The organism is Flavobacterium piscis (genome assembly GCF_001686925.1).
Lineage (GTDB): Bacteria > Bacteroidota > Bacteroidia > Flavobacteriales > Flavobacteriaceae > Flavobacterium > Flavobacterium piscis.
The window spans coordinates 157,009-180,454 of sequence record NZ_LVEN01000044.1 but is presented as its reverse complement, the minus strand read 5'-3'; the positions used below and the strand labels follow the sequence as shown (position 1 = coordinate 180,454).

Annotated in this window: 17 protein-coding genes and 3 tRNA genes; 7 read left to right on the top strand and 13 right to left on the bottom strand. The window is 34.4% G+C overall.

The window, feature by feature from the left end; genetic code table 11:
* Window positions 1–3: 3 nt before the first annotated feature.
* Window positions 4–408 (top strand): response regulator, encoded by a 405-nt coding sequence (locus FLP_RS20495; RefSeq protein WP_065451366.1) that lies wholly within the window; start codon window positions 4–6, stop codon window positions 406–408.
* Window positions 409–596: 188 nt separating this feature from the next.
* Here the strand turns inward: FLP_RS20495 and rpsT are convergent, their stop codons facing one another.
* The 5 genes from rpsT to proS all read right to left on the bottom strand — a co-directional run bounded on the left by rpsT (window position 597) and on the right by proS (window position 2,863).
* The gene (rpsT, locus tag FLP_RS20490) at window positions 597–848 is read right to left on the bottom strand and encodes a 30S ribosomal protein S20 (protein ID WP_055095632.1); all 252 of its coding nucleotides are present in this window, start codon (window positions 846–848) and stop codon (window positions 597–599) included.
* Between the two features lie 155 nt (window positions 849–1,003).
* Window positions 1,004–1,075, bottom strand: a tRNA-Glu gene (locus FLP_RS20485).
* A 44-nt stretch (window positions 1,076–1,119) separates the two neighbouring features.
* A tRNA-Glu gene (locus tag FLP_RS20480) sits at window positions 1,120–1,191 on the bottom strand.
* A 44-nt stretch (window positions 1,192–1,235) separates the two neighbouring features.
* Window positions 1,236–1,307: transfer RNA gene (locus FLP_RS20475), tRNA-Glu, on the bottom strand.
* A gap of 77 nt (window positions 1,308–1,384) precedes the next feature.
* Window positions 1,385–2,863, bottom strand: a complete 1,479-nt coding sequence (gene proS, locus FLP_RS20470; protein ID WP_065451365.1) for a proline--tRNA ligase — start codon at window positions 2,861–2,863, stop codon at window positions 1,385–1,387.
* 101 nt (window positions 2,864–2,964) lie between these two features.
* Between proS and FLP_RS20465 the strand changes: the two genes are divergently transcribed.
* The 6 genes from FLP_RS20465 (at window position 2,965) to FLP_RS20440 (ending at window position 10,226) form a co-directional block, all read left to right on the top strand.
* Entirely contained in the window at window positions 2,965–3,951 is a 987-nt protein-coding gene (locus FLP_RS20465) for a hypothetical protein (RefSeq protein WP_065451363.1), read from the top strand.
* 45 nt (window positions 3,952–3,996) lie between these two features.
* Window positions 3,997–5,574 carry an OmpP1/FadL family transporter gene (locus tag FLP_RS20460; protein ID WP_065451361.1) on the top strand — a complete coding sequence of 526 codons (1,578 nt, stop codon included), beginning with the start codon at window positions 3,997–3,999 and terminating at the stop codon, window positions 5,572–5,574.
* 159 nt (window positions 5,575–5,733) lie between these two features.
* The gene (locus tag FLP_RS20455; protein WP_065451360.1) at window positions 5,734–7,161 is read left to right on the top strand and encodes a T9SS type A sorting domain-containing protein; all 1,428 of its coding nucleotides are present in this window, start codon (window positions 5,734–5,736) and stop codon (window positions 7,159–7,161) included.
* A 213-nt stretch (window positions 7,162–7,374) separates the two neighbouring features.
* Window positions 7,375–8,688 carry a 30S ribosomal protein S12 methylthiotransferase RimO gene (gene rimO / locus FLP_RS20450; RefSeq protein WP_065451358.1) on the top strand — a complete coding sequence of 438 codons (1,314 nt, stop codon included), beginning with the start codon at window positions 7,375–7,377 and terminating at the stop codon, window positions 8,686–8,688.
* 42 nt (window positions 8,689–8,730) lie between these two features.
* Window positions 8,731–9,288, top strand: a complete 558-nt coding sequence (locus FLP_RS20445) for a hypothetical protein (protein WP_065451357.1) — start codon at window positions 8,731–8,733, stop codon at window positions 9,286–9,288.
* 32 nt (window positions 9,289–9,320) lie between these two features.
* Window positions 9,321–10,226, top strand: a complete 906-nt coding sequence (locus tag FLP_RS20440) for an N-acetylmuramoyl-L-alanine amidase (protein ID WP_065451355.1) — start codon at window positions 9,321–9,323, stop codon at window positions 10,224–10,226.
* Between the two features lie 604 nt (window positions 10,227–10,830).
* Here FLP_RS20440 and FLP_RS20435 read toward each other — a convergent pair.
* The 8 genes from FLP_RS20435 to FLP_RS20400 all read right to left on the bottom strand — a co-directional run bounded on the left by FLP_RS20435 (window position 10,831) and on the right by FLP_RS20400 (window position 23,295).
* Entirely contained in the window at window positions 10,831–11,925 is a 1,095-nt protein-coding gene (locus FLP_RS20435; protein WP_065451354.1) for an outer membrane beta-barrel protein, read from the bottom strand.
* 646 nt (window positions 11,926–12,571) lie between these two features.
* Entirely contained in the window at window positions 12,572–13,591 is a 1,020-nt protein-coding gene (locus FLP_RS20430; protein ID WP_065451352.1) for a glycoside hydrolase family 5 protein, read from the bottom strand.
* A 10-nt stretch (window positions 13,592–13,601) separates the two neighbouring features.
* Entirely contained in the window at window positions 13,602–14,837 is a 1,236-nt protein-coding gene (locus tag FLP_RS20425; protein ID WP_065451351.1) for a glycoside hydrolase family 27 protein, read from the bottom strand.
* A gap of 126 nt (window positions 14,838–14,963) precedes the next feature.
* A complete protein-coding gene (locus FLP_RS20420; protein ID WP_065451349.1) occupies window positions 14,964–15,926 on the bottom strand; it encodes a T9SS type A sorting domain-containing protein in 963 nt (320 codons plus the stop codon).
* A gap of 203 nt (window positions 15,927–16,129) precedes the next feature.
* Complete coding sequence (locus FLP_RS20415) at window positions 16,130–17,383, bottom strand: fasciclin domain-containing protein (protein WP_065451348.1); 1,254 nt, start codon at window positions 17,381–17,383, stop codon at window positions 16,130–16,132.
* Window positions 17,384–17,470: 87 nt separating this feature from the next.
* A complete protein-coding gene (locus FLP_RS20410; protein ID WP_065451346.1) occupies window positions 17,471–18,535 on the bottom strand; it encodes an IPT/TIG domain-containing protein in 1,065 nt (354 codons plus the stop codon).
* 18 nt (window positions 18,536–18,553) lie between these two features.
* Window positions 18,554–20,116: a RagB/SusD family nutrient uptake outer membrane protein gene (locus FLP_RS20405; RefSeq protein WP_065451345.1), complete on the bottom strand. Its 1,563-nt coding sequence runs from the start codon at window positions 20,114–20,116 to the stop codon at window positions 18,554–18,556.
* A gap of 11 nt (window positions 20,117–20,127) precedes the next feature.
* Window positions 20,128–23,295: a SusC/RagA family TonB-linked outer membrane protein gene (locus FLP_RS20400; RefSeq protein ID WP_065451344.1), complete on the bottom strand. Its 3,168-nt coding sequence runs from the start codon at window positions 23,293–23,295 to the stop codon at window positions 20,128–20,130.
* Window positions 23,296–23,446 lie beyond the last annotated feature (151 nt).

Here is a 23,446-nt window from a genome sequence, read left to right as displayed (position 1 = left end):
CATATGCTCGAGCAAATTTTATGCATCGACGACGATCCGATCACGTTAATGCTATGCAAAAAAGTAATTTCAAAATCTTCATTTTCAAAAGAAATTATCACTGCTCAAAACGGCGAGGAAGCATTGCATCATTTTAATACTTTAAAATACAACAAAAACAAAGCAAGCAAACCTGAATTAATTTTTTTAGACTTAAACATGCCTGTAATGGGCGGATGGGAATTTCTGGATTATTTTACCTCTTCAGATTATACCGAATTCAATAGCGCACGTGTCATTGTACTTTCTTCTACAATTGACCCCGAAGATTTGGCCAAAGCAAAAAAATACCCCATCATTATCGATTTCCTTTCAAAACCTATTACACAGCCAATGCTGGAATATCTTAAAAAGAAAATGGATCTTTAAAATAAATTTCCAATATTTAAAATCCCAGATTCCAACAGGCAGAACTAAATTCTAACTAAAAAATTCCAAATCCCAACTTATATAGCTATTGGGATTTGGAATTTATTTTTTTTGAATTTTCCATTTTTGTACAAACAAAAAAAGTCCTCTAAAGAGGACTTTTATATATTTTAGGAAATTGTAATTAATTACAATTTAGCAACATGCTTAGTTAATTTAGACTTCAAGTTAGAAGCTTTATTATCATGAATAATGTTCTTTTTCGCTAATTTATCAATCATAGAGATTACAGTTGATAATTTTGAAGTAGCGTCAGCTTTATCCGTAGCTATTCTTAATGCTTTAATCGCGTTACGAGTAGTTTTGTGTTGGTATCTGTTAAGAACTCTTCTTTTTTCGTTACTTCTGATTCTTTTTAATGCTGACTTATGATTTGCCATTTTGTTTTAATTTTAGATGTAATAATTATTATAAATACTAGCTAAAAAAGAAAAACCTCCCACAATTGCAAAACAATCACTTTGGTTTTAACTAATAAAATAAAAATCGAGACACCAATCCTTATTTTACAAAACTTATTCACAACTAATTTTAGTAGTCTGTAAGGGAATCGAACCCCTGTTACCAGGACGAAAGCCTGGAGTCCTAACCCCTAGACGAACAGACCAGTATTCTTCTAAGTTTTTCTATATTTAAATAGAGGTATTATTGTAGCCCGTAGCGGAATCGAACCGCTCTTACATGGATGAAAACCATGCGTCCTAACCGATAGACGAACGGGCCATTTTAATTCTCAGTATTTCAAGAACAATTCGCGAAAAAAGTAGTAGCCCGTAGCGGAATCGAACCGCTCTTACATGGATGAAAACCATGCGTCCTAACCGATAGACGAACGGGCCTGCTTCTCTAATGCGGATGCAAAAATACAACTATTTTTAAGATGTACAATACCTGATGCGAAAAAAATTAAAAAAAATTAATACGCCTTGGCAAACAGCACTCTTTTTGAAGAAGGATTACCAGTAAACACACAGGTTCCCGCCTCTTCTTTGCTATCCAAAGGAATACAACGAATTGTCGCTTTTGTCAAATCTTTTATCTTCTCTTCGGTGGCAGCAGTTCCGTCCCAATGTGCAGATACAAACCCACCTTTACCGTCTAAAATTTCTTTAAATTCCTCAAAACTATTTACTTCCGTAATATGAGTATCACGATACTCTAATGCCTTGTTAAATAAATCTGCCTGAATTTGCTCCAATAAGTCATTTATATAAGTAACAATTCCTTCTCCGGAAACCGTCTCTTTTGTCAATGTATCACGTCTTGCTACCTCAAAAGTTCCGTTTTCTAAATCTTTTGGTCCAACAGCAATTCGAACAGGAACACCTTTTAATTCCCATTCAGCAAATTTGAATCCTGGTTTTTGAGTTGTTCTGTCATCGTATTTAACTGAAATTTTCAACTTTTTCAATTTAGCAGTTAAATCATTAACCGCAGTTGTAATTTCAGCCAATTGCTCATCGGTTTTATAAATAGGAACAATTACAACTTGTATTGGTGCTAAATTAGGAGGCAATACTAATCCCTGATCATCTGAGTGCGTCATTACCAACGCTCCCATTAAACGAGTTGAAACCCCCCACGAAGTTCCCCATACATGTTCCTGTTTTCCTTCGGCGTTAGCAAACTTTACATCAAAAGCTTTTGCGAAATTTTGTCCTAAAAAGTGCGATGTTCCAGCCTGTAATGCTTTTCCGTCCTGCATTAAAGCTTCAATACAATACGTTTCATCTGCACCTGCAAAACGTTCCGTTTCGGTTTTTATACCTTTTACAACCGGAATTGCCATAAAACCTTCAGCAAAGTCAGCATACACATTCATCATCTTTTCAGACTCTTCTAATGCTTCTGCCTTTGTAGCATGTGCCGTATGCCCTTCCTGCCATAAAAATTCAGCAGTTCTCAAAAACAAACGTGTACGCATTTCCCAACGTACCACATTTGCCCATTGGTTAATTAATAAAGGTAAATCTCTATACGATTGTACCCATCCTTTATAAGTAGACCAAATAATAGCTTCACTGGTAGGACGAACAATAAGTTCTTCTTCTAATTTAGCATTTGGATCTACCATTAGTTTTCCGGGTCTATCCGGATCATTTTTCAATCTGTAATGTGTTACAATAGCACACTCTTTTGCAAATCCTTCTGCATTTTTTTCTTCAGCCTCAAACATGCTTTTAGGCACGAATAAAGGGAAGTACGCATTTTGATGTCCTGTTTCTTTAAACATTCGATCTAACTCAGCCTGCATTTTTTCCCAAATAGCATATCCGTAAGGTTTGATAACCATACATCCTCTAACGCCTGAATTTTCGGCTAGATCTGCTTTAACAACCAGCTCGTTATACCATTTCGAATAATCTTCTGATCTTGTAGTGAGGTTCTTACTCATATTGAATAGTTTGGCACAAATTTTGTTTTAATAATTTTAACTAAATAGTTTGACAAAACTAACTATTTTTGTAATGTGCAACAATAAAAAACACCACAGATATGAAAACTTCTACATCTCTCCGCCAAAACTCAAGTCATTTTTACTTAATTGGAATATTGAGTTTTCTACTAGCATCGTGTGGTTCTTACCAAAACGCTTCATATAATGATAATGATGGAGTATATGGCGGTTCCACAAGAACGTATGCTCAAACAACTACCACAAGCACTAATAATCAATATAAAGATTACTTTAGATCACTACAAGACGAAAATCAGCCAACTGAAATTTTTACAGATGTTGATACCTATGGCAATTATGCCGATAATGACAGTACACAGACTGTTGCGACCGCTTACCCTGCCTGGGGAAGTGCAAATACTGATGTTTCTGTAAATGTTTATTCTGACCCTACATGGTCAATGGGATTCGGACTTGGTTTCGGATATCCATATTATGGATGGGGTTACGGAGGAGGCTACTGGGGTTACCCTAGCTATTGGGGACCAGGATGGGGATATCCGGGATGGGGATACCCAGGATACTGGGGACCTGGTTACGGCTACAGATACAACAACTACTCATATAGCTACGGAAGAAGAGGTTCAGCTGCTTATTATGGAGGAAGAAACTACGCTTCTAACAGAAATTTCACCACAAACAGAAGTTACAACAGTAACAGAAATTACACCAACAGAAACTATACTACCAACAGAGGTAATTATACAACAAACAGACAAAACGGATACTCTGATTTTAGAAGAAGCTCTACAAACGGAAGAACTTACAATTCGTCAAGCCCAAATTTCACAAACAGAAGAAGTGCTGCTCAGGGACAAAGTAATAGTTACGACTATTCTAACAGAAGATCAAGCAGCAATACAACAACCAGAAATTACAATAGCGGTAATAACAACGCCCCAACAAGAAGCTACTCTCCTAGCCCATCACGTTCTATGAACAGTGGCGGAGGAAGCATGAGATCATCTGGCGGCGGTGGCGGTGGCGGAAGATCATACGGAGGAGGCGGAGGCGGAAGAAGATAATACCTTCTTTTGCAAATCGAAAAATCACATTAAAAACTTATCCCAATGAAAAAAATATTATTCCTACTTATTACAGGACTAACTGTCAGCGTCTCACATTCACAAGAAGTATCTGACGCCGTTCGTTATTCACAAGATAACTTAACCGGAACTGCACGTTTTAGAGCCATGAGCGGTGCATTTGGAGCTGTTGGTGGAGATTTATCATCAATAAGCATTAACCCTGCAGGATCTGCTGTTTTCTTAAACAATCAGACCGGAATAACTTTTAGCAACCAGAATATTAAGAATAATTCTAATTATTTTGGAACTCAAACAAGTGATAAAGAAAATTCTTTCATACTAAACCAAGCAGGCGCTGTTTTCGTTTTTAACGATCATAATCCTAGCAATAACTGGAAAAAAATTGCGATTGGAGCCAATTATGAAAACACCAACAATTTTAATAATTCTGTTTTCTCTGCAGGAACCAATCCAACAAATTCTATTGACGGATATTTTTTAGCTTATGCTAATAATGGCAACGGAGGATCTCCTATTCCTCAAGAATTTGTTCACGTAGGCAACAATGAAACAATAAGTAGCTTATATAGTTATCTAGGCTCAAACCTACCTAATAACCAATATCCAAATCTATCTGGGTTTTCAGCACAACAAGCTCTATTAGGCTACGAAGGAATAATACTAAATTCCGTAGACGAAAGCAACCCGAATAGCCCTTACGTTACAAATGTACCTACTGGAGGTAAATATTACCAAGAAAATAATATCTACACAAGCGGATACAACAGCAAATTAAGTTTCAATATTGCCACTTCTTATAAAGACAGACTTTATCTTGGAGCAAACTTAAACGTACACATAACTGACTACAGAAGATCTAGCAGTTTTTACGAAAGCAACAATAATCCTTTAGTACCACAAGAAACAATATCCAATTTAAGTTTCAATAACGACTTATATACGTACGGAAACGGATTCTCTTTTCAACTTGGAGCTATTGCTAAAGTTACAGAATCTTTCAGACTTGGATTAGCATACGAATCTAATACCTGGTATGAACTATATGATGAATTATCACAAAGTTTATACACTACTACAGAAACTAGTGGCGGACAATCATTTGACAATCCCGTTAATCCAAAAGTTGTAAATATCTACGAATCATACACCTTGCAAACTCCGGGAAAAACAACTTTTAGTGCCGCATATGTATTTGGAAAATCAGGATTGATTAGTGTTGATTATGCTATTAAAGATTACGGAAACACTAAATACAAACCAAATGATTCAGGATTTAAAGGATTAAACAATGACATCAGCAATCAATTGACTACCGCAGGCGAATTAAGGGTTGGTGCTGAATACAAAATAAAACAATTGAGTTTACGCGGTGGATATCGTTTTGAAGGCAGTCCTTATAAAAACGGAACTACAATTGGAGACTTAAATAGTTACTCTGGAGGTTTAGGATATAATTTTGGAGGAACAAGAGTAGATTTAGCTTACTCTTATTTAGAAAGAAAATCGAATCAGGGATTTTTCGCAACCGGATTTACTGATGGTGCGAACATTACATCGAAACTAAACAATGTTTCTTTGACTTTATTATTTGAATTGTAATTAAGAATAAATAGATGAATGGAAATTTCCGTCAGGTGTTGCTTGACGGATTTTTTTTACTCAAAAACAACAAAATTAAAATAATTTACTACAAAAAATAAAACAAATAGATATATTTTCGTACTTTAGTTTTATTATAAAACACTAAATATCAAAACCATGATTACATTAAAAAACTACATTCTTTATTTATTTCTATTTCAGTTCACCCTCTACTCACAAGTAACAGTAAAAACCAACGAACTAAAAGCAGACAACAAATCAATCACAGATAACACAATTGCATTCAACAGCAATCCAACGATCAATGTATCACTAAATGTACATCTAGAAACATCAAACGGATCAGTAGACAATACTTTTGGAAACTTATATGTATATTATAAGAAAAACGAAACTGATATTCCGATGCAGGTAGGATTTCATTCCGTAACATTTTACCTCAAAACATATTATACAAGTGACATACTTTTCAACACTGTAACACTACACAAAAACGAGTTCTACAATACAGGAGGTATTCTTTATGCAGAATACAAAAACAATAAAAACCAAACATATCAGTCAACCAAAATAGCAATAACCGGAGGTTCTTTAGCTACAGCTCCTCCGACACCTACAAATCAAAAAATAGCAATTCAGAATCTAAAATATAGCGAAGATCTACCTATAATCAACTCAAAAATATTTGTGCCACATTATTCTTCAACTTCTTTCGATTTAGAAATTTACAGATCACAAAGTGACGGACAAACTACAGCAATTAACATTTACGCTTACGAAGAATTTGGCAAAAAAGAAATTCTTTTGAAAAGTGTCGGGATTGGAGGATTCTTCGATTCATATTTTTTAATAAAAAACATTAAAATAAACTACGATGCTTTAGACTTTACAAAATACACTTGCAAAATAAGAATCGAAATAAGAGATTATTCAAAAGATTTATCAACATATAAATCAAACATAGATATATTATCTCAAAATACTCAACCTATATCTATAATTTTAGCTAAAACAATCTATGGCAATGTAATAGAAGGGAATCAAACCCTTAATCTTGGAGAGATACCGAAACCTTTTACATATCAAAGTCCATATATTGATTACACAATTCGAGACCCAAAATATAGAGTTAGTAGAGCGGTTTACGACCATAGACCAATAACAATTTTTAAATGGCAAACAAAAACCGAAAATAGTAATTGGACAGATATTATAAATCAAACATCTATTGGATGCAATCCTAATATAATTTTTAAAGAAAACGTTTACTATCGAAGAATCGCTTTTTATGACGAGCAATTCAACGTGAGTAATATTATTTCAATCACTCGAAATTTACTAAACTCTAGCAATAAAAGTGAAATTAACATATATCCAAATCCCATCACAAATTATTTTAACATTGATGGAGCGGTAAACATAAACGACATTGCAATTTATGATTCTTTTGGGCAAAAAATAAATGTCGTTAAACAACAAAAATCCACCAATCAAATAGAAATTAACACAACTAATCTACAATCTGGTATCTTTATTTTAAAAATAGACAATACTACTTTTTCAAAGACATTGATAAAAAATTAAACATAATTAAACAATTTTAAATTTCCGTCAGGTCTTGCCTGGCGGATTTTTTTTTAGTCCCGATGGAAGCGAGATCCTTTTGTGTCCGTCGCGAAAGACACAAAAAGATATGGCAGACAGCGGGAATAGCTTCATAAAAAACACGTAAAAGAAAAGGAAACAAGCGGTGTTTGAATAAAAAAAGTGTAATTTTGCACTCCAATTTATAAAAGTATGAGAACCAAGTCTTTAAAAAAGAACAAAATTAACGTAATCACTCTTGGGTGTTCGAAAAATGTATATGACAGTGAAGTGCTGATGGGACAACTTCGTGCAAACGGAAAAGAAGTTGAACACGAAGCACCAGCAGAAAGAGAAGGAAACATTATCGTAATTAACACTTGCGGTTTTATTGATAACGCAAAAGCAGAATCAGTAAACATGATTTTGGAATATGCAGACAAAAAAGACAGAGGATTAGTTGACAAAGTTTTTGTGACGGGTTGCTTATCTGAGCGTTACAGACCAGATTTAGAAAAAGAAATTCCCAATGTAGATCAATATTTTGGTACCACAGAATTACCTCAATTATTGAAAGCTTTAGGAGCTGACTATAAACATGAATTATTAGGAGAGCGTCTGACTACTACTCCTAAAAACTATGCTTACCTAAAAATTGCCGAAGGTTGCGACAGACCTTGCAGTTTTTGCGCTATTCCGCTAATGAGAGGTTCGCACGTTTCGCAGCCAATTGAAAAATTAGTTAAGGAAGCACAAGGTTTAGCAAAAAATGGCGTTAAAGAATTAATACTGATCGCTCAGGATTTAACTTATTACGGCCTTGACATTTACAAAAAGAGAAATCTTGCTGAGTTATTAGAAGAATTAGCAAAGGTAGAAGGCATTGAATGGATTCGTTTGCATTATGCGTACCCTACAGGTTTCCCGATGGATGTTTTGGAATTAATGAAGCGCGAACCTAAGATTTGTAATTACATCGATATTCCGTTACAACATATTTCAGATTCTATTTTAAAATCAATGCGTCGTGGTACTACACGTGCTAAAACAACACAATTATTGAAAGATTTTCGTGCTGCTGTTCCAGGGATGGCCATTAGAACTACTTTAATTGTTGGATATCCCGGCGAAACTCAGGAAGATTTTGAAATCCTGAAAGATTTTGTACAGGAAATGAAATTTGACAGAATGGGATGTTTTGCTTATTCTCATGAAGAAAACACACATGCCTATTTATTAGAAGATGATGTTCCGGACGAAGTAAAACAAGCGAGAGCAAATGAAATAATGGAATTGCAATCGCAAATTTCATGGGACTTGAATCAGGAAAAAGTTGGTCAGGTTTTTAGATGTATTATTGACAGAAAAGAAGGCGCACACTTTGTTGGAAGAACTGAGTTTGACAGTCCGGATGTTGATAATGAAGTCTTAATTGATGCCTCTAAACATTATGTAAAAACTGGCGAATTTGTTAATATAAGGATAATAGAAGCAACAGAATTTGATTTATACGGAGAACCTGCTTAAATTTACGCTAAACAATTATTAATTTAAGATAAAAACACTTTTATGAAACCTACTCAATCTTTATTTCTTTTAGTTTTTACCTTATGCTGTTTCAATTTTGCTTCGGCTCAATACGGAAACGGATATAATAATGGCTATGGCGGCGGCGGTTACGGAAATGGTTATGGACGCGGTGGCGGAATGGACAGAAGTATGATGTCAGGACCTCAGCCTAATACCAGCAAACCCAAAGAAACGCCTCCCGAAGAAACTGCAGCTAAAATTGTAGAGCAAATGAAACCGGCAGTAAATCTTGATGAACTTCAGGCTATTGCCATTGCAAATGTTTTTACTGACAGCATGAAAGAACAAGGTATTCTTTTGAAAAACGAAAGCAGCAGTCAGGATCAAAAGGTAGAACAAATAAAAGCGCTAAGAGAAAGTACGACTAAAAAAGTAACTGCTTTTTTGAACCCGGATCAAATTGAAAAGTATACTGCCTTTATGGCCGACTTTAAAGAGATAAAAAAACCTTCGAAGTCAAAAAAGAAAAAAGACTCTAAAGATAAAGACACAAAAGAAGTAAAAGAAGATACTGAAGCAACCAAAGTTCAGGAATAATTGTTTCAACCTCATCTTAAAATATAAGCACTATGACAAAAAAACACTTTTGTTATCTAATTTTAGCCCTTGTTATTACCGCTTGTTCGACAAACCCTTATAAAACTACAGAAAAGGTCTACGATCAGCAGCTTAAAACTTTAGAAAATCAAATTACAAGCAAAGAGGTCAAACCGATACCTGCTGTTAGCCCTGTAGTGATCGACACTAGTTATGCTGCTCAATTAGGCATTGTAAAAGACACTTTGTCGAAAACAGGATCTACTTATTTACTAAATGGAGTAAATACTGAATGGGTTGGAACTGTAAATTTTAACTTAAGAAAACCTAGTTTTATTATTATTCATCACACTGCTCAGGATTCTTTACAGCAAACTATAAAAACATTTACCTTGACAAAAACTCAGGTAAGTGCTCATTATATTATTTCTGAAAACGGAAAAGTAGTTCAGATGTTGAATGATTATTTGAGAGCATGGCATGCCGGCGCAGCAACTTGGGGAAAAAACACTGATATAAACTCTTCGTCTATAGGAATTGAACTTGACAACAATGGTTTTAAACCTTTTACAGAAGCGCAAATTAGCAGCTTAGTTGCTCTTTTAACAAAACTAAAAAAAGACTACAACATTCCTACTCAAAATATATTAGGACACTCTGATATTGCACCAGGACGAAAACAAGACCCAAGCGCTTTATTTCCGTGGAAAACTTTAGCAGAAAAAGGATTTGGTATCTGGCCGGATGAAATTCTGGAAGAAGCTCCTTTTGATTTTAAAATTGAGCCTGCGTTGAGAATTATTGGTTACAATACCAAAAATCTTTCGGCAGCAATACAAGCTTTTAAACTTCATTATATTCAAACTGATGTTACGGCTACTTTAGATCGAAAAACAATAGATACTATTTACTCGATTTATAAAAAGCAAATTCAGTAAAAAGAATACAATACCAAAATATATAAAACGCGTTTCTAAATTTAGAGACGCGTTTTTTATTTACTGCCACGTTGCCACAACCAAAAGAAGAGTCTTGCCACAGATTAGAATGATTAAAAAGATTAATACTTCTCTTTATGCATAATTTTTTTACCACAAATTACACAAATTTGCACAAATTGAGAATGTAAAATTTAGCTACTCCTGAGGTCTATGAGAATAGAAAGATCAATACTTCTCTTTATCTATACTCCTTTTTTGCCACAACCCGAGCGACAGCGAACAGGCGAAGCAATTATACCAATTTGCACAACTTGAAATAAAAACTTAATATCAGATACTGCACAAAAAGCTAAAATGATTTTGTTTCACGCAGATTAAAAGAGATTAAAATGAATTTAATTTTTAAACTTTATTAATGAATATATTTGCGCAGATCTGCCCAAATCTTTTTTAAATCTGCGTGAAAAAAGAATTTGCAAATTACTATATCTCTTCTCTATTACTCTAATCTTCACAAAAAGACTTCGAATAAAAAAGCTGCCAAAACATTAGTGTGTTTCGACAGCTCCAAAAAAAAAAAAAAAAATATCAATCTTTATCTCTAGAAAGAGTACGTTGTAGCAATTAAAGCGTAGAATGATCCTCCTGTTGGCAAAGCATCTTTATCTAAAAAGATATCTTCTGAGGCTGAATCGTATCTTAACTCAGGGATTATAGTTAGTTTTCCAACTTTGTAATTTAAAGAAACTGTATTTGCAAGAACACTTGATCCCATTAGCGCTCCTACATTGGCAGCAGCATCCTTAGCATCAAAATATTCTATTCTGTAAGCTAAGCTCAATGATGGTTTGAAAGCATAATTAGCATAACCTACTACTGAAAACCAATCACCATCTAACTCACTATCGAAGTCATTTTTAGTTTTAGCATATGTTGCATTAAACCCTAAAGAAAAAGCATCCGTTATTGTTTTTGATGCTACAAAATCGATTTGCGTCTTATTTTCATCAGACGGGATTACTATAGTTCCCGGAGTAGGATTTGTACTTCCTGATGTGAAATTCAAATAGGCACTTCCTGTTTCGCCAATATAACCCAATTGTGCTATATAAGTTTTTTGAGTTGAACCGGCATCCATAGCTGATTTAAAATCGGTAGGATTTGTAATTCCTGCCATCGCAGTAAACTTTCCTGATGTATACTGTGCTTTTACTCCAGTATTAAAGAACGGCCCATAAGAAAAGGCGTATGACATGCTGTAGTTTTTATTACCTACCGCATCTAATACCTCATATCCTATATGTGTACCAAAACTACCTGCCACTACTTTAAATTCATCTGTTATCTGATAAGTGAAAAACAATTGTTTAATTAAAAATTTTGCATTAATATCTTTATCTGTTGTTTCATTATACGAAAATTCTCCTGCTCTTTTTCCAAAACCTAAGTCTACAAAAACAGAGGCTTTCCCAAATGTGTGTGCTGCCTGAACAGAAGCCATTCCTAGTTCGAATGAATCTTGAGAGTTGGTAAAGCTCGTTAATCCATTCATTTGTTTTGAAAAATCATATTTATAGTAAGCATCTGCGGATCCTCCCCAAGTTGTTGCTGGCGAAGTCGTGGTTTCAGTATCTTCTTGAGCAAAAGCAAAAGAACTCGTTAACATCGCGGCAAAAATGTGTAATACTTTTTTCATGTGTAATTGGTTTTTGGTTATTAATTGATTCTGGTTAGTTAATCTTTTATATATGTATTGTAATACTATAAGTCCCTTTTTAAAACCTCTTTTCTGCCTCTAAAACATCTTCATTTTCATTAGCGAATTTATTAACTTTTGTATGAGTAGAATAATTGAAGACTATTTTTTTGATGTTTTGATAGCAGAATTATGGATTACAAAAATTAAATTAACAATAATCGTGATTTGACATTTATACAGAATATTTTTTGAAAATTCAACAACGAATTTTATCGTGTTTTTAGCAAAAAACACATACTTCATAAAAAATATACATTAAAAATAAAGACAAAACCACCAAAAAACATATATTAAAATAAAATACCCCTAAAAAATTAGGGGGTACTATTGAAAAACAAAATAAAATATAATTAAAAGGAAAATTTATATAACAAATAAAGCAGCACAAGTTATAAAGTCCAAATTCCTACAAAAACACAATGCTAAAAATCTCATTTTGACAGATAACAAAACAAAATTTATAGACGCGAATAGTACCAAATGATCCAAAAAAAGGAACAAAAAAAGGACGCACAATTGTGCGTCCTTATATCGATAAATTACCATTAAAATTAATACCACGAATTTCTTCCTGGTCGCTTACCTATTTTTTATCACTGGAAAACAAATAAATTTGCTTGTGCACAGGTATATATCTACTAAACTCCCATGTATTATATTTTTTGAAATATTGACGGGCAATGATTCCGGATTCTTTTAAGTCTTCCATTTTCCATTTACCGGTAGATTTAGCTGATTTTTTCAATATAGAACAGGTTTCATCTTTATCAGAAACAGACCAGGTAATCCAGCTTAGTTTTCTGGCTTCCATCCAATCGATATATTCCTGCCATGCTTTTAGATCTAATGGGCCATCACCAGTCGCTTCCATTCCGGCAGATTCTGATACAAAAATGGGTAAACCTTTATTTATAGCTGCATCTGTTTTATCTCTAAGTTCCTTGCCATGTGTTGCAGCATAAAAATGCATTGTATACATTATATTGGTATAACCCAAAATAGGATCGGCTGCAGCAAGGTCAACATCCTGATCCCAATGTGGCGAACCAACCAAAATAATATTTTTAGGATCATTTTCTCTGATCACTTTTATTACTTCTTCAGAATAGGCTTTTACTTCAGCCCAGCTTTCGTGATCCGGCTCATTAAATATCTCATATATAATATTAGGATATTCAGAATACTTTTTAGAAATCTCTGCAAAAAATTCTTTGGCTTCTTTTAAATTAATATTATGACTGTGCCAATCTACAATTACATAGATATCAGACTTAATCGCTCCTTTTATAACGGCTTCAATTTTTTCTTTCGAAAATTTCGGATCCTTTAGATATGAATATTCTCCGAGTTCAACTCCCATTGCGGCCCGAACAACATTACAGTTAAAATCTTTTTTTAGCCATTTAACTGCTTTTTCATTATAAAACCTGGGCCACATACTGTGCCAGCCAAAACTCATTCCTCTTAAAACAACAGGTTCATTAGAACTATTTACTAATTGAGTGCCCGAAACACTAAGATATTTATGTGTCTGAACCTGGGCATTTAAAAAGGTAAAAGCTAAAACAAAAGCGACAATAAATAATTTATTCTTCAACTTCATAATAAAAGGTTTAACGATATAATTTTAGTGTAATCACATCATGAGAAGCAAGTTCAGAGACAAAACTCTTCTTAGTATTGCCAATTTCCTTATTCTTCCAAAGATCTTTCAATTTGTAAACTGTTTTACTAAAATCAGCTTCATAACCAAAATCTGTATCTTTTATCAGGTGTTTTTTCCAATCGAAATTGATCTTTTTATTCACTTCACTTCTATTCAAAAAAGTAACTGCCCAATTTCCATCTGATAAAGGTTTTACCCAAACTTCCAATCCATCTTCAGCTGAATATTTAAAACCCTGAATTCCTAATTTATCCTGATTGATTGCAATCAAATCTTTATTGGTTAAAATCGCCAGAGTTTCTTTAGACATTTTTCTGAAATCATTTCCGGCAACAAGCGGTGACGAAAGCATACACCAAATAGCAAAGTGCGATTTATCTTCGGTATCATTCATTTCGTTTCCAACTTCCATCATATCAAAATCATTCCAATGATCAGGACCTGAATATTTACGAATATCTTTTCTCATTTCGGCTATTTTCATGAATCCCCATGATGACCAATTTTCAGGATGTTTGAATTCACAATCAAAACAAGGATAAATATCGCCCGAGATTCTCCAAAGGTTCCCAACTGGTTTCCCCCACTCCCATGGCTGATTGTCTCCCCATTCGCAAAGACTGAAAACAATAGGTCTTCCGGCAGTTTTTAGTGCATTACTCATTGTAGTATAAGCTTCCGGCGCAGTAATTCCTTTTGTATTGCACCAATCATATTTAAGAAAATCAATTTCTAATTTAGCATAAAATCTTGCATCCTGATACTCATAGCCACGAGTTCCCGGATAACCGGCGCAGGTTTGCGTTCCGGCACAATTGTACAAACCAAATTTTAATCCTTTGCTATGCACATAATCTACGACAGCTTTCATTCCGTTTGGAAACTTAACCGGATCCGGAACCAAATCTCCGTTGGCATCTCGTTCTCTGGTCATCCAGCCATCATCGAGTACAATATAATTATATCCTGCTGCTGCCATTCCTGACGAAACCATTATATCCGCGGTTTCTTTTACTAATTTTTCGTCGATACTTGTTCCAAAGGTATTCCAGGAATTCCAACCCATAGGAGGTGTCATGGCCAAACCTTCAAATTTTCCTGCTGTTTGTGTATGTGTATTCCCCTGGCCAAAGCTACAGTTGCACCAGATTGTAAAGGCTAATAGTACGATTGTTTTTTTCATTATAATTTATTTTTGATTTTTTTAATGTTGGAAACCTTTTTTAATTTAATACATTAATAATTAAGGATATAAAAAACTCCAAATCGATTATCTCGAAATGGAGTTCTTTTTAAGAACAACTTTTTTTTAATTCACAACTAAATTTTTAGTTTTTACAATTCCATTTGGATACGTTACCTGAACAATATAAATCCCTGCAGTCAAAGAGGGTCCTACAGCCGTTTTAAGCGGAATATAAGTACTTGGTCCCAGCAATGAAAATGTAATTTTTAAAGCACCTGAACTATTATAAATTTTGCAAGTTGCCGGAGCTTGCGATGAAACTGCAGTTGCTACGATAGTGATATAACCATTACTATATGGATTTGGCGATACCGTAAATTCATAATTTGGCCCCGGATTAGGAGTGTTGTTTAAACAACCTGTTAAGTTTAACGAAACCGAATTACTATATGTGGTTGATGACACAGTATTCGACTGACATCCTGATAGTGATGTTGTACTTGTTACATCATACAAAAAATAAGATTGTCCGTTTAATGGTAGTTTTAGTTCAAATACATTTTTTGAGGTTTGTGTTACTACAATACTTGGATCCGGTACTCTTGGTGTGATTGAAAAATTTGTATTCGGGCTTGGATTTGGATCTGTTGTTACCGTTAATGTTATAATATGATATTGATTGGTACAGTAATCATTTGTTTTGGTTACAAGATAATTGGGCTGTACAGGCACTTCGGGCGCAACGAATGTAATTTGTTTTACTGCTACAACCGTACCGCCGCTTTTAAATTCTACTTTAAGGATTTCTCCTCCGGCAATAAATCCCGGATATTTATACAAAACTTTAAAAAGAGTCAAAGGCGATGGATTTCCTGAAAAGGTTACCAGTGGATCTGTACAAGACCACACTACTTCATCATAAGGTACGCTTGGCGCTACCACTGAATAAGAAGGATTTGAGGCTACACAATAAGGATTTAAGCCTGTAATTTCCTGAGCATTTGACCGATAGCCCATTAAAATTAAAATAAAACTTAATAAACAAAGTTTTAGTTTGGCTGAAAATTGAAAGTCATTTTTTTTCATAAATTCTTTTTTTTGGTTTGTTAATATGAAATAAATTTAACCAGAAAAACAGATAAAAAAAGATACTATTTTCTCAAATAACAGTACTAAACAATCATATAACAAACTGATTATCAATAAATAAACTGACTTTTATAAAAAATATTCCCTAATTGAATGAATTAGGGAATACTTTAAACAAAACTCAAAATAAAAACCTTCTTTTATAAGAAACCAATGTCATCAAGATATACAATTCCCGGAAGTCCCGAGTATTCTTTCATAAATAAAGAATTAAACTCCCCAGTGGTTAGTAATTCAGTATGAAGACTTGAAAATGGTATTGATATATTATTCCATTGTCCCGCTTTAATGTCAACAGCAATTCCTGCTGCATCTTCCTGACCCGCAATTGAGAATAGAATTCTTGTAGAAGCTGTTGAATAAATCGAAAGTTTCAAATACTGATAATCACTAACTTTTAAGCTATTATATCCAATCATAAGACCACTCCAACCATCTTTATTTTCTCTTTTAATTGATTTGGTTCCTCTGCTTACTACTTCAGTATTTTGAAAATCTTCTGTTCCACCCCAATTCCAAGTCCAGCTAGGAGTTGGCGAACCATCAAAATCATCACCAAACAGTAAATGTTTAATACCTAACGTAGCAACATTTGAAGTCCCATAAACTGTTTGTACCGTTACAATCGCATTCGATCCGTAATCTGCCGGAACCGTTACTTGTATTTCTGTTTTAGACAACACTTTAAACGTGACAACTTTACCGTCAAACTTAACATTTTGTACTTGCACAAAATTCAGACCTTTAACAATTATATCTTCTCCAGAAGAAGGAGATGCATTAGAAACGCCTTCAATTACCGGAGCCGGAGGATCTAATGATATTACGTTGTCTAAAACATTTACAAAACCATTTGTACCGTAATAATCTACTCCCGGAGCAGGTTTATCAGATCCGTTTACTTTTAAAACGCCATTTGTAACATTTACACCTAGCAAATAAAGATCTGCATCTTCTGCATTCGCCATTGTAGACAATTCGCCAGTTGTTAGATAATCAGCCTGTACACCATCTAAATAGCTTACTCTCTTTTTTACACCTTTTACAACATGACTTAAAACCACCTCTCTTAAAACATCTACCGGAACCAGTGTGATATCGGGATATCCAAGCGAATTTACATAACCGCTTTTTACCAAATAAGCATCAAAAGCAGCATCTGTAGGAATAAAAAAAGTAAAATCGTCGGGTTTATCAAAAGTCGATTTCAATCCTGCCAAATCTATAGCTTTGGTAAAAGTCGCTAAATTAGTATTGGCTGCGATTATCCCGTAAACTGAGTTATAATTTTGCTGAGCGCCTCCAACATCTTCAATCGTATCATCGCAGGAAGAAGCCATTGCAAGCAAAAGTGCGCCTAATGCAATTTGTTTTAATCTATATAATATTTTCATAAGTTTTCTTTTTAGTAATTTTTACATCTGAAGAATTAAAAAAATCATTTTTATAATTTTAAAATAATTCTTTCAAAAATCTATTAACTATTTTAATATCAGACCCAAATCATCAATATAAATGGTATTTCCTCCCGCTTTGCCTCCAAACTCCTGAAAAGTAATCTTATTTAACTCTGTCGGATTATTAAAAGCACTGAACGGGATTTCAACATAAGTCCAGTCAGATGAAAAGTCATATGAAGGTTTAATTGCGTCACTTCCGTTTAGGAAAACACCAATTTTACCCGCATTTTGTCCTCTTAAACTCACTCTGATTCCTTTATATCTGGAAAGATCAACTTGAGAGATAACGACCATAAATTCTAATCCTCCCCATTGATGAGCGGTCCATGAAATACTTTTTTCACCTTGTTTAGGATCTTTATCATAAGCATCATTATAAGGATTTTCAGCATTCCATAACGCATAACCACCACTTAGCGAAGTATAAGCATCGTCGTAAATAGCACTTCCAAATGATTGTCCCGCAACGGTTGTACCTGAAACATTGGTAACAGATAATCTTTTGTATTGAATATCTTCCGGTACTTTTACCGTAAGTTCTGTCAATGAAGAAGAAATTGGCTCGACCTTGGTTGTTCCGAAATTAACCACCGGACGAAGAAAATAATCACCCTTAATTGTGATTATATCTCCCGGAGTAGGATTAATAGGAAACCCTGTAATACTAGGAAAAGGAGGTCTTACTTTTATTGAATAAACTAATGTTCCAATATTAGTAACCAATTTCATCTCATCCATTTCGTTATAATACGGAGTATCCGAATCGACAGTTACTACAATCGCATTATCCGTAACCAAAGTTGGATTGAATACCGTTTCCAAACCATTAAAAGAGATTGTTTTTAAAGTCGAAAAACCAGAACCTCTAATAATATAAGTATTACCTGCATTGATAACATCTGTTGGTACATCTACCTCTCTGTCACCTTCAACCAAAGGATCATCAATAACCGATTTGCTAATTCCCGTAATGGCCAATGTACCAGAAGAACCTCCGTCGTCATTAGAACAAGAACTAAGTAAGAAAATTGAAATTGAAGCCAATAAATAAAACTTCAATGACATTATATTTTTTATATTTTTCATAATTGTTTTCTTTAAAGTTTATTTAAAAACGTAAGGAACCGGAGCTTCTTTTAATTTTGGATTTTTCCTAACATCATTAGCCGGTTTAGGAAAAATAAAATCAGTTTCTACAGGCGTATAGTGTTTTACTCCTTCATAATCTGAACCTCTGTCTTGTTTCGAAATAATATCAATAGCTTCAGCTCTTGGCAATCTTCCTAAATCATACCAAAATTCCCCCTCAAAAGCAAACTCTACTCTACGTTCCTGAAACAATGCTTTTTTTGTTAACGGAATATTACCATCTAACTCACTTAAGCCTGCTCTTTTTCTGACTTTATTAAAAGATGCTTTAGCCGCAGGGTCACTGGTTTCATTTGCTCCTGCTAAAATTGCTTCGGCATGAATCAGTAAAAGATCAGCATAACGCATAATATAATTACAGTTACTCATTGCTCCCCAATTGTCTGCAGGACCTGTTTCACCTGTTTCCTGACCTACCACATATTTTTTTACCGCTGCACCTGTTGCATCTAAAACACCTGGATATTTTGCTTTATCCAATGTAAACCCTACTGCATCATCTCCTTTTAATGTTGGATAAGTATCTCCGTAAATCATATAAGACTCTTTTCTTCTTACATCTCCTACTTCAAAAGCTTCCTGAATATCGTTACTAGGAATATATACAGCTCCGTAAGATACTCTGTCATTTAAAATATCTAAACCGTATTGCACATTCGAAAAATTCCCTGCCTGATATTCGTTTACAGCACCTGACCACTGCCAGGAATAAATAGACTCTTCGTTATTGTTTTTACTGGTCAAAAATAAATCGGCGTAATTTGGTAAGAGTCCAAATTCTCCTGAATTAATTACTTTTTCAGCCATTAATTTTGCGTTTGGATAATCTTTCTCATAAAGGTATACTTTAGCCAAAAACGACTCTGCAGTTCCTTGAGAAACAAAAACATTCTCTGTACTTCCTCCTCTTAATCTCACTTTTGATTTAAGGTTTGCCGCAGCGTATTTTAAATCATTTTCGATGAATTTATAAACATCTTCGATTCTATTCGTGTTCACCATCGGATTTTTGGCAAGCGCTAAATTATCTTCGATGATAGGCACCGGACCAAATAAACGAACTAAATAGAAATAAGAAACTGCTCTGAAAAAATGAGCTTCGGCAATTGTATTTTTAATTACAGCCGGACTTACACCCTCTTTTGCATTTTTATTTAGATTATTAATTAAATCATTAGATTGTGCAATAATGCTAAAGCAAGATCTCCACGGATCTGATAAAATAAAGCTGTCTGAAGTAAGTTTAAACTGAATCACCTCGTTTCCATCAACATTCGACCAGCAGTTTCCTGATGACAATTCTGAAAGAGCGTAAAAACATTTAGTATAAAATGGCGCCCACATTCTTCCGTACATTCCGTAAGTAGTACGCTGCACTTGCTCATCCGAAGTATAAAAATTTTCACTAACATATCCGTCCTGAACAGGTCTGTCTAAGTAATCATCACTACATGAAGCAGATAAAGCCAGCAAAACAAAAACCGCTAAGCTCTTAAAATTTATTTTATATATTTTCATAATAGTTTTTATTAAAATTCAACATTCATTCCAAAAGTGATGGTACGGTTCGTAGGGTAACGCCCTGAATCAATCCCACTCAATAAAGCATTTTGGTTATAGTCTCCAATTTCAGGATCATAACCTGTGTATTTTGTGAAAGTGTATAGGTTTGTAACACTTGCATAAAATCTAAGTTTGCTTAATTTAGTTTTAGAAATCACATCTGATGGCAAGCTATATCCAAAAGTTAACTGCGCAATTTTCAAATAAGAACCATCTTCTACATAACGGTCAGATATGGCAATATTTGGATGTCCGTCCCCGCCGTCTGGTCTTGGATATTTAGCATTTGGATTGTCCGGTGTCCAGAAATCTGCTGCTTCTGCTAATTGATTTTCGTAAAGACGCTGATTTTTTGTAGCAGCTCTTCTCGTTAAGTTCATTACTTTATTGCCCTGAGATCCTGTTAAGAAAACAGAAAGATCAAGATTTTTGTATCTAAATTGATTGTTGAAACTATAAATAAAGTCAGCTTGCGGATTCCCGATATAGGTTAAATCTTTTTCGTCGATTAACCCGTCTTTGTTTTGATCTACATATTCTACATCTCCAAGAACACTTTTCACCGCTTTGTTTCCTGTATAAGGAATTGGAGCATTTGCCAATTGTTCGTTTGTTCTGATAATTCCAACCGTTTCATAGCCGTAAAATTGTCCAATTGGCTGACCAACTTCACTTTTCGTTACGGTTTTTGTCGTATATCCGTTAACCTGTACGTCTTTAATTAAATCAAAATTATCAACCAGGCTCAACAGTTTGTTGTTGTTTTTAGAGAACATAAGAGTAGCATCCCAGGAGAAATTTTTAGAAAAATTGTTCGAATATTTCAGCGTTGCCTCAATACCCTCATTTCTCATACTTCCTAAGTTTACTGTTGGCGCTGCCAAACCACCCTGATATTGCTCTAAACCTGTAACATAACTTGGCAAAGGCAATACAAATAAAAATCCTGAAGATTGTTTTCTGTACACATCAACAGTAGCAAACAATTTTGATTTAAATAAACTAAAATCAAGACCCAAGTTGCTGTCTTCTGCTTTTTGCCAGGTTAAATCCGGATTGGCAATATTACCCGCTGTAAAGAAATTCCCTAAAGCCGATTTTATTGTTTGAATATTAGAGCCATACAATCCGCCGCTAATGTTTTGGTTTCCTGTTTCACCATATCCAATTCTAAACTTAATATTGTCGACATACTCCCTTGTACCTTCCATAAATTTTTCATTCGAAATTTTCCAGGATCCTGAAATTGAAGGGAAGTAACCCCATCTTTTATCTTCGGCAAAATTCGAACTTCCGTCAGCTCTTATTGTACCTTGCAAAAAGTATTTATTATCAAAGTTGTAGTTCAAAGATCCTAAGAAAGAGTACAACGCATTTTCTCCTTTATATTCACTGGCTACTAATGTTTTTTGATCTCCAAGATTTATAGAATGAACATCATTACTTAATAAACCACTTATCGACTGACTTCCTCCAAACCAATGAGAATCATTTGCTTCCTGAAGTGCCATAACATTAAAGTTATGTTTTCCTAAAGAAATATTATAGGTAAGCATGTTTTTAAGATTCAGTCCGTACCAGGTATTTGATCTTTCCTGAAGCTGATTTACTTTATTTACAGCAGCTCCCCAGGCATATGTAGGCTGAAATCCTTCGAAGTTTTGAATATTGGTCGAACCTCCAAATTCAAAGCGATAATCTAATCCTTTTGCCAATTTTACAGCAGCGTAAAAATTTCCCTGAAAATTCTTTTGTACAAGGTAATTTGTATTCATCAAAGTACTGGCAACAGGATTAATCCACGCGCCTTGCGTACCATCTTTAGGAGGCCCTGCATAAGTTCCGTCTAAATTTTTAACCGCTACATCCGGAGTCGATAATATTGTTGTACCAATGATACCATCACTATATCCTTCAATAGTAATATTTTGATTGGTAATACCCGCATTGATCGTAACACCCATTGTCAGCCAGTCTTTCACTTTAGCCTCAAGATTGGTCTTGAAAGTATATCTTTTAAAATCAGATCCAATAACAACCCCATCCTGATTCAAATATCCTCCTGAAACATAATAACTCATATTATCTTTAGCTCCAGAAAAAGACAATTGATGACTTGTCATTAAAGCTGTTCTGTATATTTCGTCCTGCCAGTTTGTACCTTTTCCTAAAACCGATGGCACAGCAAATTCATCTCTTGGTGCCACACCATACACTTGAGCCAATGCATTTTGTTGTGTTGCATATTGACTTAAATCCATTGTTTTAAGCAGTCTTGTAACATCTTGCGTAGAAAAAGCAGTATCGTAAGTTATTCTTCCTGTACCTTTTTTTCCTTTTTTAGTTGTAATAATAACCACCCCGTTTGACGCTCTTGAACCATAAACTGCAGCAGAAGCAGCATCTTTCAGGATATCCATCGTTTCAATATCATTAGGATTCAAAAATGCCAATGGACTATTGGTTACACTTCCTGTATTGGTACCAATATAACCACTTACAATTGTTCCTCCTGTAGCCTGATTGGTTGCATCTCCAGAAATAGGAATTCCGTCTACAATATATAACGGTTCATTACTACCACCTAAAGAAGCACTACCACGAATCTTTACAGAAACACTTCCTCCCGGTTTACCGGAATTATTTGTTACCACAACCCCGGCAGCCCTGCCTTGCAGTAATTGCTCTACCGTAACTTGTTGAGAATCTTTAAAGTCTTTTGCTGTTACTGACGAAATTGCACCTGTAACATCTTTTCTTTTTTGATTACGATATCCAACGTTTACAAGTACTTCTCGCAAATCCTCAGCACTAAGCTTTAAAATCACGTTTATTTTACCTCCGTTTTTTACGTTGATGGTTTGAGTAACATATCCAATAAATGAAACTGAAATACTTGCATTTGCGGGCGCATCGATAGCATAGTTTCCGTCAAAATCTGTTGAAACTGATTTTTTAGTTCCTGTTACCATGACATTTGCGCCTGGTATAGAAAGTCCCTTATCATCAGAAACTACTCCTGTTACCTTAACCTGAGCTGTAATACAATTACTGGTCAGCAACAAAAATAAAATCAAAGGAACTACTCTGTGGTTAGCGTTCCAATGAATGAAGTTAGTCATTAGTTTTTTCATAATAAATGTTTGGTTAGTTTAAATTTGTTATTCTAATTCAAGTCATAAACAAGGGTTGTATTTATTTCTTAAATTATTTAACAAATCTATAACACAAGTAAACATTAAATCGATAGTATTATATCATTTGATGATAATATTTTTACTATAA

What these genes read in the sequence shown, in the direction of transcription:
- FLP_RS20495 (WP_065451366.1), top strand. Translation starts at nt 4, where the DNA reads ATGCTCGAGCAAATTTTATGCATCGACGACGATCCGATCACGTTAATG.
- rpsT (WP_055095632.1), bottom strand. Translation starts at nt 848, where the DNA reads ATGGCAAATCATAAGTCAGCATTAAAAAGAATCAGAAGTAACGAAAAA.
- proS (WP_065451365.1), bottom strand. Translation starts at nt 2,863, where the DNA reads ATGAGTAAGAACCTCACTACAAGATCAGAAGATTATTCGAAATGGTAT.
- FLP_RS20465 (WP_065451363.1), top strand. Translation starts at nt 2,965, where the DNA reads ATGAAAACTTCTACATCTCTCCGCCAAAACTCAAGTCATTTTTACTTA.
- FLP_RS20460 (WP_065451361.1), top strand. Translation starts at nt 3,997, where the DNA reads ATGAAAAAAATATTATTCCTACTTATTACAGGACTAACTGTCAGCGTC.
- FLP_RS20455 (WP_065451360.1), top strand. Translation starts at nt 5,734, where the DNA reads ATGATTACATTAAAAAACTACATTCTTTATTTATTTCTATTTCAGTTC.
- rimO (WP_065451358.1), top strand. Translation starts at nt 7,375, where the DNA reads ATGAGAACCAAGTCTTTAAAAAAGAACAAAATTAACGTAATCACTCTT.
- FLP_RS20445 (WP_065451357.1), top strand. Translation starts at nt 8,731, where the DNA reads ATGAAACCTACTCAATCTTTATTTCTTTTAGTTTTTACCTTATGCTGT.
- FLP_RS20440 (WP_065451355.1), top strand. Translation starts at nt 9,321, where the DNA reads ATGACAAAAAAACACTTTTGTTATCTAATTTTAGCCCTTGTTATTACC.
- FLP_RS20435 (WP_065451354.1), bottom strand. Translation starts at nt 11,925, where the DNA reads ATGAAAAAAGTATTACACATTTTTGCCGCGATGTTAACGAGTTCTTTT.
- FLP_RS20430 (WP_065451352.1), bottom strand. Translation starts at nt 13,591, where the DNA reads ATGAAGTTGAAGAATAAATTATTTATTGTCGCTTTTGTTTTAGCTTTT.
- FLP_RS20425 (WP_065451351.1), bottom strand. Translation starts at nt 14,837, where the DNA reads ATGAAAAAAACAATCGTACTATTAGCCTTTACAATCTGGTGCAACTGT.
- FLP_RS20420 (WP_065451349.1), bottom strand. Translation starts at nt 15,926, where the DNA reads ATGAAAAAAAATGACTTTCAATTTTCAGCCAAACTAAAACTTTGTTTA.
- FLP_RS20415 (WP_065451348.1), bottom strand. Translation starts at nt 17,383, where the DNA reads ATGAAAATATTATATAGATTAAAACAAATTGCATTAGGCGCACTTTTG.
- FLP_RS20410 (WP_065451346.1), bottom strand. Translation starts at nt 18,535, where the DNA reads ATGAAAAATATAAAAAATATAATGTCATTGAAGTTTTATTTATTGGCT.
- FLP_RS20405 (WP_065451345.1), bottom strand. Translation starts at nt 20,116, where the DNA reads ATGAAAATATATAAAATAAATTTTAAGAGCTTAGCGGTTTTTGTTTTG.
- FLP_RS20400 (WP_065451344.1), bottom strand. Translation starts at nt 23,295, where the DNA reads ATGAAAAAACTAATGACTAACTTCATTCATTGGAACGCTAACCACAGA.